Here is a 13,807-nt window from a genome sequence, read left to right as displayed (position 1 = left end):
ACCATCACCGACCCGCACGACGTGCGCGAGTACCTGGCGCTGTTCGGCAGGCTCGAACGGCTGGCGGTGCGCGGCGACGCGCTGGAGGACCTGCTGGAGAACATCTCCAGGGACCATCGCACGCTCGACCGACCGCCACAGAACCACACCGTCCCCATGGCTTGATCGACCCACCCTGGACGCGAACGCCCACCGACCGAGAGGACGAACCGAGCATGGCAAACCTGAAGAAGGGCGCCCGCATCACCGATGCGACGAGGGACAAGCTGGCCGCTGACCTGAAGTTCCCTGTCAAGTTGTTCTGTTCAGCTCCGAGGAGGAATACGCGTGGCCCAGCGTGGTCAGTAGTCGCCGTGCCAGAGATGGCGCAGCACAGGAGTTGAACTCGCGACAGCCGTCACGATCGACCGACTCCCGGATCTGGTCGCGGTCCGAGCCGGTCGTCGGAGTGGCTGCGACAGCCCTGCCCATGGTGGTCGTGCTCCGGCAAGGGGGAATCGACCTCGTCGAGGCGGGGGCTGTTGCGCTGTTACCCTCGGTCAACGATTCCGAGTGACGATTTCCGCCCCCCGTGGTCGATACCGGCCACCGGAACGCCGAGGTGGACCGCGTCCCCGGCAGAGCTGATCGCCCGCGCCTACAAGGGCTTTGGCGTGCGGCGAAGGCCGCGGAGTGGAAGGACCTGGAGGAGTTCCTGCTGGCCCGTGCGCTGGAGCACGACGCGCCGAGCGTGTTGGTCCGGTTGGCGTGCGAGTACCTGCACAGCGTACGGATCGTGCGGCCGTGTGTGGTGCCGCTGCTGCGGGCGGTGGCCACCGCCCGTGAACGCGCCGCCGCCGAGACCTACTCGCGTCTGTCCCCGCTGTTGGGCGCCTCGCGGCAGGCCGAGCTGGACGGGCTGCTGATCGTGCGGCCGGAGTTGGCGGTGTCGCGGTGGGCGTGGCTGCACCGGGGTACGACGACGGCCTCGCCGATGGCGATCCGGGCGGAGTTGGACAAGCTGCGGTTCCTGCGCGAATTGGACGCGCACGCGCTGGACCTGTCGGTGCTGCCCGACGCGCGGCGCTGGTTGTTGGCGGGGATCGGGCGCCGGTCGACCAACCAGGCGTTGCAGCGCCGTGAGGTCGACAGGCGGTACCCGATCCTGGTGGCCACGCTGGCCGAGTGCGCGGTGGAGGTCCTGGACGAGGTCGTGCAGATGTTCGACCAGGCGCTGTCGGGCACCGAGAACCGGGCCCGGCGCAGGCTGGACGAACTGTTGGCGGCGCGCGCGGTCCTCGGAGCAGAAGCTGGACCTGCTGGAGGAGATGCTGGCGGTGGCCACCGACCTTGGTGTCGCACCGGCCGAGGTGGGCTGCGGCTGCGAGAGGGAATCGGCATGGACCGGATGCTGGCCGCCCGCCGGGACCCGAAAGACCGGTTGCCGCGTGATCACGGGCACCTGGCGCAGATCGACGCGTCGTTCACCTACCTGCGGGCGTTCGCTCCGCACGTGGTCGGCGCGTTGGAGTTCGAGTCCTCCGAGCACGCCCGGCCGCTGGTGGAGGCGGTCGGGGTGCTGCGGGAGCTGTACGGCAAGGGGCGCGCAAGGTCCCCGGCGGGGCGCTCAAGGCCACTACGGCCTCGGGGTCCGAGATTCCTCCCAGATTTGTCCGAGATCATCCGGTCACAGTGGGTTCCATCCTGTTTCGATGAGCGAGGGGGGACCTTGTGAAGATGTTCGTCCGGAGATTGGGCCTGGCCGCCACGGCGGTCGTGGGTGCGGCGATCATGCTGGCCGCGCCGGTGTCGGCAGCCGAGACCAGCGCGGCCGCGGCACGGCCGTCCGATGACGTCTCAATCGCCGCGTGTGGTTCGCTGAGCGTTTCCAAGCCGACTCGATCGGGCTCCGAGGTTCTTGCCAGGGTCCGGGCGGGGGCGTGTTCTTCGTCGACATGGGTGTCGTCGGCCATGTACCGGGACGGGTCCCGATTCGACAGCTACTCGAAGTACGGCAACGTCGACGTCTACCTCCGCGTCGCCTGCATGTCGGGCAGGCACTACTACTACGCCACCATCAGCGCGAGCGGTGCCAGCGCCGAGAACGGGGCTTACATCACCTGCTGAGATCGGACCAGGGCTCTGGTGGGTTCCGCACCGCACCGCACGGTGCGGAACCCACCAGTCCCAACACCAGTGACATAGCGCCTATAACCGCAGTTCAGCCTGTTCTGGGCCGCTATGCCGGGCAGTGGGCAGTGTCGACCGGGGCTGGTGCCATTGGCCTGGCTTCGGTGCTTGTCCGTCCAGGTCGCCGGCGCCGAGTGCTGGAGCGAACCGGAAAGCGTGACCCACCTGCGTGCCACGCAGTTGCTGGCCGACCGGTTCCGCAGTCAGGGCTACCACGTCCGGCTGGAGAAGATTCACCGCAGACACGGCCGCCGTGTGGACGTCGCGGTCACCTGCCCGCCGGTCACCGGGTCGCCGCCGAGGTGCAGGACTATGCCATCCCGGTCGAGAAGGCGAAAACCCGCACCCGACTTGATCGCCGCCTGGGTTTCCTGGACACGCTGTGGGTGTTCACCGACAAGCGGGCACGCGCCCTGCCCACGGTTTCGCCGCCCCTCGAACCGGACAAGTACGTCGAGTGCCGTGTCCCGAAGGAGGTGCTGTGGGTGCACAACCGCTTCAAGCAGGCGTGTTTGTGCTCGATGTCGACGCCGGTGAAGTGTGGCACCTTCGGCTGGGCTCCGCGTTCGAACGTGAGGGTTACGACGAGGACGGGCAGGCCCACCACTACCAACCCCGCACGCTCAAGCACACCACCTACACGCCGGCCGACTTCGCCCTGACCAGCCGCCCCGGCCGCTACGACAGGGAGTGGGCGGTGATCTCCGCGCCGGCAGGGTGATCATCAACCATTGACACCCCGCGACGCCTTCTGCCGCACCTGCGACGACCGTCCCTTCCCGCACCTACTCAACCGGCCGCACTCACCGCGTTCTTCGCCCACCACACCGCGCCCAACCCGAAACGAAAACCCCGATGACCGGCACGCACCACCTGTCCTCCCGCGACTGGGATGCCACCACCGAACTGTTCGCCGAGATCACCCGCGACCACGTTCTTGTCGTCCACGAACCCCAGTGACCACCCGCAGATCCTCGGCCACCGCGTCGTCACGGTCGAGATGACCCGCTTCGACGCCGACCGGTTCCTCACCAAAGTCTTGCGCTCCGCCGCATCACACGATCACTGACCAGCACCAATATCTGGCTAGATGCAGGTTTCCGCGCGCCTGCTACCGGAAGGCACGGGAGCCGCGTCCGTCCGGTGGAACCTCACCGGAGCCACCGGGCGGGTCGTCGGTGACGGTGCGGTGGTCGACCGACATCGGGGCGCATCACCGCTCCGGCCGGCGACAGGCCGCACTCCGCGCCACAGATTTCGCGGGAACGAACCCGCCGCGAGCGCTCCGGTCACGGGAAGTCGTCGATTCGCCAGGTACAGGACCACCGCGTCGGTGTAGAGCAGCACGCAGACTGCATGTCGCAGGCGGTCGACGTCGAGGTCGGCAGACCTGCTGCGGACCGCGACGGGATGGCGGCCATCGCGTCGCGTGCCGCGTGCTGGTGCGGGATGTTGTCTCCGCCAGCGTGTCGGGAATGCCGAGCGTGGGCGGCGCGGAGGTGTCGATGTCGGGGTGTGTCGGGGACGGGCGGGCGGCTCGGCCGGCAGGAGACCGCGGACCGAGTGGGTTCCCGGCCGGTGGCGACGATGTCGAGCATCGCCGGGGCGCGGGCCGCGTAGGTCATCTGCAGCCGGTCCAGATCGACCGCGTGCTGGTAGCCGAACAAGGGTGAGCTGCCCCAGCGGGCCGGAACTCACGCGAACTGGGTGCGTGGAGTCGGAGGTTCTCGGTGCCGTGGAGCAGGCGGCGGAAAGACGGCTCGCCAGGACGGGGCACCGTGAGGTCTTTGCTCGCCCGTCGCAGGGCCGCGACCACGGTACTGCTCGCCGCGGACGGCGCCTGGGCGGGGGCGGCGGCCGTGTTCCGGTCCGGCAAGCGGGCCGCCTCGCGATAGCCCATATCGGGGTTGGCCGCCTGGAGTTCGCGGATAGCCTGCTTGCGTCGGCGTTGCGGGTCATTCCGGACTCCTCGGCACGGCTCCACGCGCCGGCCTGGGATGGCTGGGCAACGGCAGGAAAGTCGCTGGACTCCGCGTCGATCCGCTCGAGACCTTGGCCATCCGCCGTGGCCGCGTGGGTGCCGTGGGGCGTGGTTCGGCGCGCGCGTCCGCCTGACGCGGGAGCCTGGCGCACCGCGGCGGCTTACCGTCACCGGTCAGGCCCTGCCGGCGCTCTCCCGGAAGGAGCTCCTCCACGTTCCGGCCGCCATCGTCGGCCTCCGGTCACCACCCGGACTTTCGCATGACTTGTATGGATCCTGTCCTGCTTCGCCTCGCACTCTGTTGGCATCCGTCGCAGGAAGCCTGACCCACGCCCCTTGCGACGGACGCCCCGAGGCAGCCTTACCATGCACCGCCACACGAGCTGCCGTTGTAGGTGCAGGCTCGCAGGTAGAATGTCCGCAGCTGCTCGAACCCGCCGTCTCCGGTCGTGCCCTTCCCTCCGATGGTGATCCAGCGACCGCCGTTGGCCTGGTACTGGACGTACAGGTTGGAGCTGCGGATCTCGTAGGTTCCGTCGTAGAGGCTGCCGGAACGCCAGTAGTCGCCGCAGACGTAGGCCGAGCCGCCACTCGTGCCGCGCAGCGTGGTGCAGGTGCCGTCACCGATTGCTTGCGCGGTCCCTGGCATCAGCACCGCGGCCGCCAGTCCCGCCACCGCCACGGCGGCCCGTACACCGGTCCTCGACATCGTGTTCCTCCTTCAATCGGGTGCGTGCGGGTCGAGCTTGCGGGTTCGATCTGGGAGGAATCCGGGATGGATCTGTGACGCGTTCCCGGAGGCCGGTCGAGTGCAGGCGGCGCATTGTCCGCTGCCGATCTGGGGAACTTCTGGGATCCGTCTTGTCCGCGGTGGGGTCGACTCGGTACTCCAGTACGGGGGTGAGTGCCGGTGTCGGTGGGGTTCGAGTTGCTAGGTGAGGTTCGGGCACGGGTGGATGGGGTGCCGGTCGACCTCGGGCATGCCCGGCAGCGGTGCGTGCTGGCGGCGTTGGTGGTGGAGCCCAACGCGCCGCGCTCGCTGGACGTCCTGGTCGACCGGGTATGGGGTGACCGTCCGCCGAGGCAGGCTCGTAACACCCTGTACGGCTACCTGTACCGGTTACGACAGGTCTTCTCCGACGTGCCGGGGGCCTCCATCCACCGGACGCAGGCTGGTTACCTGCTGCCGGTCGACGAGGACGCGGTGGACCTGCACCGGTTCCGCACGTTGGTGCGTCGCGCGCACGTCGAGGACGACGCGGTGGCCTTGCCGCTGGTGGAGCAGGCGCTGGGCTTGTGGCGCGGCCCCGCCCTGAGCGGCGTGGATGGTCCGTGGGCGGACGCGGTGCGCCGCGCGGTGGAGCACGAGCGGTGGGCCGCGGTGCTGCACCGAAACGACGTCGCGTTGCGCCTGGGCCACCACGACACCCTGGTGGCCGAGCTGTCGGCGCTGGCGGAGCAGAACCCGTTGGACGAACGGTTGGCCGGGCAGCTGATCCTGGCGCTTTACCGGTCCGGCCGGCAGGCCGACGGGTTGGAGTACTTCCAGGTCGTGCGGCGCCGGCTGGCCGATGAACTGGGCACCGATCCGGGACCGCAACTGCGGGAATTGCAGCAGCACTTGCTGCAAGGGGAACCGGTCGTGGTGTCCGCTCCGCGAACGAGCACACCGACACCGAGGCAACTGCCGATCCTGCCGCGGCTGTTCGTCGGCCGCGTCGACGAGTTGGCGCGGGTGGACAAGGTGTTGGGGGGCGACCGGGGCGAGTCGGCCGTCCTGGCGGTGGTGGGTGCGGCCGGCACCGGCAAGACGACGTTGGCGCTGCACTGGGCACACCGCGCCGTCGACCGGTTCCCGGACGGGCAGCTGTACGCGGACCTGCGCGGGTACGCGCCAGGCGCCGCGGCGTCGCCGGAATCGGTGGTGCGCGGGTTCCTGGACGCACTGGGCGTGCCCGCGCAGTCGGCGCCCGCCGACGCGGAGGGACAGGTGGCGCTGTACCGCAGCCTGGTGGCGGGCAAGCGGTTGCTGGTAGTGCTGGACAACGTGCGGGACAGCACGCATGTGCTCCCGCTGCTGCCCGGCAGCGGCACGTGCACGACTTTGATCACCAGTCGGAACCGGCTCACTGGGCTCGCCGCCACACACGGCGTCCCGTCACTGCCGCTGGACGTCCTGACCGACGCCGAGGCTTGGGACCTGCTGGCCGGACACCTGTCGGAACAACGGCTGCACGCCGAACCGGAGGCCGTGGCCGACCTGTTGCGGTGGTGCGCGGGACTGCCGCTGGCAGTGGGTATCGTCGGCGCGCGGGGCGCGTCGTACCCGGGGTTTCCCCTAGCGGCGCTCGTGGGCGAGTTGCGGGACGCGGACGGGCTCGGCGCATTGGACACCGACGAGCTGGACACCGGTCTGCGGGCGGTGTTCGCCACGTCGTATCGGGCCCTACCACCGGCCGCGGCCGAGGCGTTCGGGCTACTCGGTGTCGCGCCCGGCCCGGACATCGGCCTGCGTGCCGTGGCCGCTCTCCTCGCGGTGTCCGTGTCGCGGGCGCGGGAACTGCTGCGCCACCTGGAAGCCGGACACCTGGTGCGGCAGCACTGCCCCGGTCGCTACCAAGTGCACGACCTGGTGCGGATCTACGCCGGTGAACGGGCGCGTGCGGATCATCCGGACGCCGCAGACGCCGCGCTGCGCAGGGTGATCGACTTCTACACGCGGGTCGGTTGTGCCGCGGAAGCGGTGCTGTACCCGTACGAACGCCCTTCGGCCCTTGGTGAGCCCTCGACCGATGTCCCCGACCTGGCTGACGAGTCCGCAGCGCTGACGTGGCTGTCCGCGGAGTACCCGTGCCTCATGGCGGCGCAGGAATCGGCTGTGCGCCTCGACTGGAACCCACCGGTGTGGCGGTTGGCATGGGCGTTGGACACGTTCCAACGGCGGCAGGGGCACAGCGCGGACCAGTTGACGATGTGGCGCGCGGCCGCAACCGCCGCCGACCGTGCCGGTGAGCCGGGGCCGCGTTCCCTGACCGCGTGGCGACTGGGCGCCGCGCTGGCCCGTGAGGGTGAGTTCCCGGAGGCGTCCGACCACCTCCACCGAGCCTTGGCCTTGAGTGGGGAGGCGGCCGATCCGCACGGCCTGGCCAACGTGAACCAGTCGTTGGCCTGGCTGTCGGAACAGCGGGGTGACGATCGCGCGGCGCTGCGGCACGCGACGAACGCGTTGGCGCTCCTGCGCACACTGCGCGAACCGATGCGCGAGGCACACGCGCTAAACCAAGCGGGGTGGTACGCGGCGAAGCTCGGCGATCTGGCGACGGCCCGGTCGTACTGCGAGACGGCGTTGCACCTGGCGCGGGACCACGAGGACCGCGACGCCGAGGCCCGCATCCTGGACAGCCTCGGCTATGTGGCCCACCAGGCGGGCAGGTACGGCGACGCGGTGCGCCACTACGAGCAGGCGCTCTTCTTGTTCGAGGCCGTTTCCACCACCTACGACTACGCCGACACCCTGGAACGGTTGGCCGACAGCCACGCCGCCGCCGGTCGTCGGGAGCTGGCGCTCACGGCGTGGCGCCGCGTGCTGGCGCTGTTCACCGACCAACACCGCAACGCCGACGCCGACCGCGTACGCGCGAAGCTTGACGGCCGCACGGCCTGACTGGGCTTGACCCGTTCTGACGGACATCCTGGCGTCGAGCGGGTCGGAGGGGCGGCTGGCTGTGACCTTGACGGGCGTGCCGTGACGGTTGCTCGGTTCCTCTGTCGCCGTGCCGAGCGCTGGGCTCACCGGGTATCAGCGTCGGTTGGCTTACGATGGCCGATCAAGTTCGGTCGCCCTTGATACGGGCGTGAACAGTTGCGGATCACAGGAGGCGCCGTGCGATGGTTCCGCCGACGTGATGCTGCCGACGGCAGTGGCGCCGGCTCGCCGGACGCGCCGCACGCCATACACGCTAACGTCGCGAACACTGCCGCGGATGTCACTGGATCTGTCGTGCAGATCGGACATGTCCACGGCGATGTGTCCGTAGTCGCAAAAGCAAATGCTGCGGAAGAGGCGACAGCGTTGGCCGCGACGGTCGGCCGTCAGCATCGCCGTAGCGCTGTGGCGAAGTCGCTGATCGTCGCCAGTCACCCGTATGCGGCGCTCGTGGTCCAGCGGCTCACCGAACCGGACGCGTGCCAGGTCTTGGTCGTACACGGTCGGGCAGGTTCGGGCAAGAGCACGGTCGTCGCCGACGCGTTGGATGAACTCGTGCAACGCGGTTGGACGGCTGTTGCTGTCCGGATGGACGAGATCGACCAGGTGACACGCTCGGCCGTCGAACTCGGTGAGAAACTCCGACTGTCCGATTCGCCTCTGCTGGTGCTCGGCAGGGTCGCGGGCGATGGCCCGGCGGTGCTCGTCGTGGATCAGTTGGACGCGGTGAGCAGGTACAGCGGCCGGATGCCCGATAGCTACGACGCGATTGACGAGATGCTCGACCAGGCCGAGGTCCTTCCCGGCCTGAAGATCGTCCTGGTTGTCCGGACGGTCGACATGACCATGGACATGCGGATGAGGTCCCTGCTCGGCGACGAGAGCCGGGTGGACAGCATCGAGGTCGGTGACCTGAAGGCCGAGGCGGTCGAGCAGGCACTGCGCGCTGGCGGTCTGGATCCCGAGCGGCTGGCGTCGGAGACGTTGCGGTTGTTGCGCCGGCCGCTGCATCTGTCGGTGTTCAGCCGTCTCGAACCGTTGGCGCAGAAGGTGGTCTACCGGACGTTGCCGGATCTGTACGAGCGGTTCACCGATGAGGTTCGCCAGGTCGTGGAAACCAAGTTCGACAGGTTCGACTGGGCGTCGATCACCACCGCCCTGGTCAACTATATGAGTGACCACGAAACACTCGACGTTCCCGGTGCGGTACTCGACGAGGTTCCCCGACCACACATGGCGGCCCTGATCTCGGCAGGGGTGCTGGTCGATGAAGCCGGTGCCATTCGCTTCCTGCACGAAACCTACTTTGACTTCCAGTTCGCTAGGACGTTCGTCAGGCAGCGCCTGGATCTGCACGACTTCCTGGTTGACTCGGGGCAGCACCTCTTTCGGCGGGCGCAGGCCCGCCAGGTACTGGAATACCTGGCGGGCGCAGACCGCCGAGCGTTTCGTGACACCGCTGTCGTGCTGCTCCGCAGCACGACGATCCGTTCGCACCTGCTGGACGTGGTCATCGCCGTGCTCGCACAGCTCGACGCCGGGGCCGAGGATTGGCGTGTGCTCGAGCCACTGGCGTTCGACAACTCACGGCGCAGCTCCAAGGTGGCGGCGTTGCTGTCGTCGACCACCTGGTTCGACGCGGCCGATCAAGCCGGCCGATGGCCGGGCATGCTCGCCGACCCGCACACCGTGGGCGCCGCCGCGTATCAACTGATCATCGCGGCCCGGGACCGTTCCGAGTGCGTCACCGCACTGGTACGACCCTATATCGGTGTCTCCCAGGAGTGGAACGACCGGCTGCGGACGATGGTGGAGTGGTCCCTCACTCCGGGACTGGTCGACCTGACCGTCGAGTTGGTCACGGCAGGTGTACTCGACGAGGCGCGAGGCCCCATCGCGGTCAACAGCGATTTCTGGTCGATCCTCTACGGCACTCACGAGGAGGACCCCAGCGGTACGGCCCGCATCATCGGTGCCCACCTGCGGCGGGCATGGACGCTGACGCGCGCTGAGGGTGACTCGGATCCGTTCGCCTCCGGGCACCTTGTCCAACGCTCGGGCGGTGGCGGCCCTTCCACGATCGCCGATGTGGCCGAGGCCGCGCCGGAGACGTTCGTCGCCGAAGTCTTGCCGTTCCTCATCGAGGTTTTGGAGGCCACCGGTGTGCGGCAGGAGTCGGATAGTCTCCGGGTCGGCCCACGTTGGAGCCACTTCCGCGACGGCTCTCCGTCCGAGGTGGGCGAGGCGCTGTTTGCCGGAGTCGAGCGGGCCCTGTGTGCGATGGCGTCGCGATCGTGGGAGGATGGGGATGACCTGCTGGGCATGCTCGCCTCGAGCGAACTGGAGGCCCTGAGGTTTCTCGCCTGCCGCGTCTACACCGCGATCGGTGAACCGGCCGCCGACGAAGCGATCGACTGGCTGCTGTGCGATGCCCGCAACCTCAGGCTGGGATGGGGTGGCAGTCCGTTGTGGGCGACGCGTCAGCTCATCGAGGTCGCCACCGCCCACTGCGACGACCAACACCTGGACACGTTGTGCCTCAAGCTGTTGGAGCACTTTCCGCAGTGGGAACTGGGCGCTGAGGCACGCCGGGTACGTGGTCTGACCCAGTACCATCTTCTGTCCGCGATACCGCGGACACGATTGGCCCCGGCTGTCGTACGCCGTGTCGACGAACTGCAGCGCAGGTTCCCCGACTACCCGCCGACACCGCCCCGTGGAGCGCAGATCGCGCACTGGGTCGGCTCACCGGTCGCCGAACGTGCGGCCGAGTTCATGACCGAGCAAAACTGGCTGCGCGCCATCACCAAGTACCGCGGCGACACCACCGACTACTCCCGGGGCGTGCCCGTCGGTGGGGCTCGCGAACTGGCACGACTGCTTGGCAGGCGAGCCGAGGTCGAGCCCGAACGCTTCGTCGAACTGGCGATGACCTTCACCGCCGACACTCCACCGGCGCACATCGTCAACATCGTCCAGGCGGTTGCCGGGCGGGTGCCAGTGCCGACGCTTTCCCAGCTGTGCCTGCATGCGCGCAGAATCGCCGACGAGGCCACCGGACTGGCTATCTGCAGGGCCGTGAGGGTGGTCGCCAAGCACGCCGACGACGACCTGATAGGCCTGCTCGAGCACTACGCCCGCGATCCCGATCCGCGCCACGAGGCTGCCCCACACGGTGAGAGCCGCGCTGACCTGCACACCGCTGGCCTGAATTGCACCAGGGGAGTGGCCGCCGACGCCATCGGTGACGTGCTATTCGAACAGCCTGACCGTGCCGATCGCCTGCTACCCACCGTCTCCACGCTGGCCAACGATCCGATCATGGCCGTCCGGGTCCAAGCCGCCGTGGCGGTCACCGCCCTGCTGAACACCCATCCCGACGAAGCACTCGAACTGGCCGACCGGCTCTTCACCGACGTGCCGATCGACATCGTCGACGCCGAACCCACGATGAGGCTGCTCACCTACGCCCTCCTGCGGGCCCCGCATCGCTTCGCCCCACATCTGGCCCAGGCACTGAACGCCGCCGACGGGGTAGCAGAACGTGCCGGACAGAGTTGGGTCATCGCACTGGGCAACGAGCGGCTCGATCCGATGCTGCCCGACTCCCCGGACGCGCTCACAGCACCCGCTCGCCGCGGAGCAGCCGCCACCATCGCCACCGCACCCGAAGCCCTGCCCGACCTCGTCACGCGCCTCCTCCACGACGAGGATGCCTCCGTACGGGACGAGGCGGCCAACGCCATTCGCCACCTCGACCAAGCCGACGCCGCTACAGCACAAGCGCTATTGGCCTCCTTCACCACGAGCCCGGCGTTCGTCGAGCATGTCGAAACCCTCTTCGACGTGCTGGAAGCCAGGCTCCACCTCCCCGAACAGGTCGTTCTCCAGGCCTGTGAACGCGCCGTCGCCGTCACGGGCGCCAAGCTCGGCGACTTGCGGACCGGAGTCGCCGCCGGAGGACGCGACCTGATCACCGTCGTGTTGCGCCTCTACCGACAGGGCGACGCCGATGTCCGCGCCCGATGCCTGGACCTCATCGACACGCTGTCCGACCTCGGCGCGTACGGCTTGGTCGAGGCGCTGCGCCACGTGCGCTGAGATCCCGACGCCGCCGGATCGAGGATGACTGGCTGGTGTGCACAGTTCACAGGACGGCGATCGAGAGCACGATCTTCCGTTGTCCCGACGGTCGCCGAGGTGCGTCACGCTCAGGCAAAGCGCCGGTGGGTCTGCTGCTTCCGATGGCGATCTCGTTCCGGATCCCTGATCGGAGCTCGGGAGCCATGCGGAGTCCAAGTGTCACGCCTGGCCGTCAGGCTGGTCAATGCGATCGCCGTGTCACGCCAACTCTTGATGGTCGTCGGTGTCGGGGACCTCCGCCATCTCTCTCAGACACATCTGGCCGTACTCGGTCACTTTCCAGCCTCGACACTGAGCGGGTGATCACACCCTCTATCAAATCCGGTACTTGACAAGCTCCGCGTCGGTGGTGGTGCTGGGCGGTCTGTTCCCGCGGTGCTCCTACGACGTCCCGACGTCCCGACGGGCTGCGTGATCGGGCTCGGCGACGCGTGCGTGCTGTTCTCGATTGGCCCGATCACGGGCGCCTCGCCGTGCATGCGCTCTGCCCTGAAGGTCAGGAACGTGCACTACAGCTACCATCGGCGCCACACCGATGTTACCAACGTCATGGCCTCATCCAGGTGAGGTATGGGCTGGTTCGGAACCTCATGCGTGTCGTGACACGCCGGGAGGGTCCGAAGTCGATGGCGGCGTGTCGTCTCGCCTGGTGGAAGTTGATGTGTTCGTTGAGGTGGTGGGTCGTGTGTTTAGGCTGTTGATGCAGGGGAGCGCCAGCCCTCCCGGGCTGGCGAGGATCGCAACACCGCGTCGGTCAGCACCATCACTTACATCGCCTACGGAGCGCCAGCCTCCCGGGCTGGCGAGGATCGCAACACAGCGCCACACGCGCCCCAGGCGGTCCACGAAGAAGGAGCGCCAGCCCTCCCGGGCTGGCGAGGATCGCAACGACAACGACGAAGGGCGTCCGGTCCCCGAGGAGAAGGAGCGCCAGCCCTCCCGGGCTGGCGAGGATCGCAACCGGTTGCAGGTCTACGTGGGCGGGACCCTCGTGCACGGAGCGCCAGCCCTCCCGGGCTGGCGAGGATCGCAACATCCTGACGGCGCCGACGCCCGGAACTGACTACTGCAGCGCCAGCCCTCCCGGGCTGGCGAGGATCGCAACTCCGAGCGCCGCACCGCCGCCCTCGCCGCCGAAGGGGCAGCGCCAGCCCTCCCGGGCTGGCGAGGATCGCAACGGGAAGTACTCGCACAGGATCCGCTTCGGCCGGATCGCAGCGCCAGCCCTCCCGGCCTGGCGAGGATCGCAACTGTGACGAAGCCACCGAGATGACGGTCAACGCCTTGCAGCGCCAGCCCTCCGGGCCTGGCGAGGATCGCAACAGCTCCCACGAACCGACAGCGTTGAACCGCGACGTCGCAGCGCCAGCCCTCCGGGACTGGCGAGGATCACAACCGGATCACCGACGGCGCGGTGGTCGAGGAGGGCGGCAGCGTCAGTCCTCCGGGCTGGCGGGGGATCGCAACACCGCACTGTCGCGCACTTCCGGCGGTTCAGGGAAGCAGACAGCGCCAGCCTCCGGTCTGGTGAAGACACGGTGGGAGACTTCCGATCCTGCGGACGCGGTTGAGCTGTTCGGGCTGTGCCGCGCGAAGGCGTGAACGCCTCAGAGCGTGGTATGCGTCAACGCGTACGTTGCTCCGATCACGGCGGTGATCAGCAGAATTCCACCTGCCACGGCCGTCCGGATCAATCTCTGGGCGTTTCTCGTGCGCTTCCCGTCGGAGATTGTGTAGCCGAACCAGCCGTGCGGATGTCGTGGTGGTGACTCGAGAGGGTTGTCCTGGGTGTCGAGTTTTCTGCCCGG

General features: G+C 68.5%; 6 protein-coding genes, 1 pseudogene and 1 CRISPR repeat array. Of the genes and pseudogenes, 6 read left to right on the top strand and 1 reads right to left on the bottom strand.

The genetic code is table 11. The annotated features are described in order from the left end of the window. Window positions 1-215: 215 nt before the first annotated feature. From ADK67_RS54505 to ADK67_RS48015, 4 genes and pseudogenes are all read left to right on the top strand, one after another. A pseudogene (locus ADK67_RS54505) lies at window positions 216-284 on the top strand (helix-turn-helix domain-containing protein); the annotation flags it as partial. A gap of 287 nt (window positions 285-571) precedes the next feature. Continuing rightward, the gene (locus ADK67_RS54500; protein ID WP_053723323.1) at window positions 572-1,714 is read left to right on the top strand and encodes a DUF4158 domain-containing protein; all 1,143 of its coding nucleotides are present in this window, start codon (window positions 572-574) and stop codon (window positions 1,712-1,714) included. A 2-nt stretch (window positions 1,715-1,716) separates the two neighbouring features. Next, window positions 1,717-2,106: a hypothetical protein gene (locus ADK67_RS48020; RefSeq protein WP_157621675.1), complete on the top strand. Its 390-nt coding sequence runs from the start codon at window positions 1,717-1,719 to the stop codon at window positions 2,104-2,106. Between the two features lie 577 nt (window positions 2,107-2,683). After that, window positions 2,684-2,890 (top strand): hypothetical protein, encoded by a 207-nt coding sequence (locus ADK67_RS48015; protein WP_157621674.1) that lies wholly within the window; start codon window positions 2,684-2,686, stop codon window positions 2,888-2,890. A gap of 1,621 nt (window positions 2,891-4,511) precedes the next feature. Here ADK67_RS48015 and ADK67_RS48010 read toward each other — a convergent pair. After that, window positions 4,512-4,859, bottom strand: a complete 348-nt coding sequence (locus ADK67_RS48010; RefSeq protein ID WP_157621673.1) for a hypothetical protein — start codon at window positions 4,857-4,859, stop codon at window positions 4,512-4,514. Window positions 4,860-5,102: 243 nt separating this feature from the next. Here ADK67_RS48010 and ADK67_RS48005 point away from each other — a divergent pair, with 243 nt between their 5' ends. Together ADK67_RS48005 and ADK67_RS50345 are read left to right on the top strand one after the other, a co-directional pair. Next, the gene (locus tag ADK67_RS48005; protein WP_197289956.1) at window positions 5,103-7,814 is read left to right on the top strand and encodes an AfsR/SARP family transcriptional regulator; all 2,712 of its coding nucleotides are present in this window, start codon (window positions 5,103-5,105) and stop codon (window positions 7,812-7,814) included. A 219-nt stretch (window positions 7,815-8,033) separates the two neighbouring features. Then, window positions 8,034-11,957, top strand: a complete 3,924-nt coding sequence (locus ADK67_RS50345; RefSeq protein WP_157621672.1) for an ATP-binding protein — start codon at window positions 8,034-8,036, stop codon at window positions 11,955-11,957. Between the two features lie 896 nt (window positions 11,958-12,853). Then, a CRISPR array of direct repeats spans window positions 12,854-13,395; the repeat unit is 35 nt; unit sequence AGCGCCAGCCCTCCCGGGCTGGCGAGGATCGCAAC. Between the last annotated feature and the right edge of the window lie 412 nt (window positions 13,396-13,807).

The sequence above is a fragment of the Saccharothrix sp. NRRL B-16348 genome, from assembly GCF_001280085.1.
Taxonomy (GTDB): Bacteria; Actinomycetota; Actinomycetes; order Mycobacteriales; family Pseudonocardiaceae; genus Actinosynnema.
The sequence above is the reverse complement of the archived record's forward strand: the minus strand, read 5'-3'. Positions and strand labels throughout refer to the sequence as shown.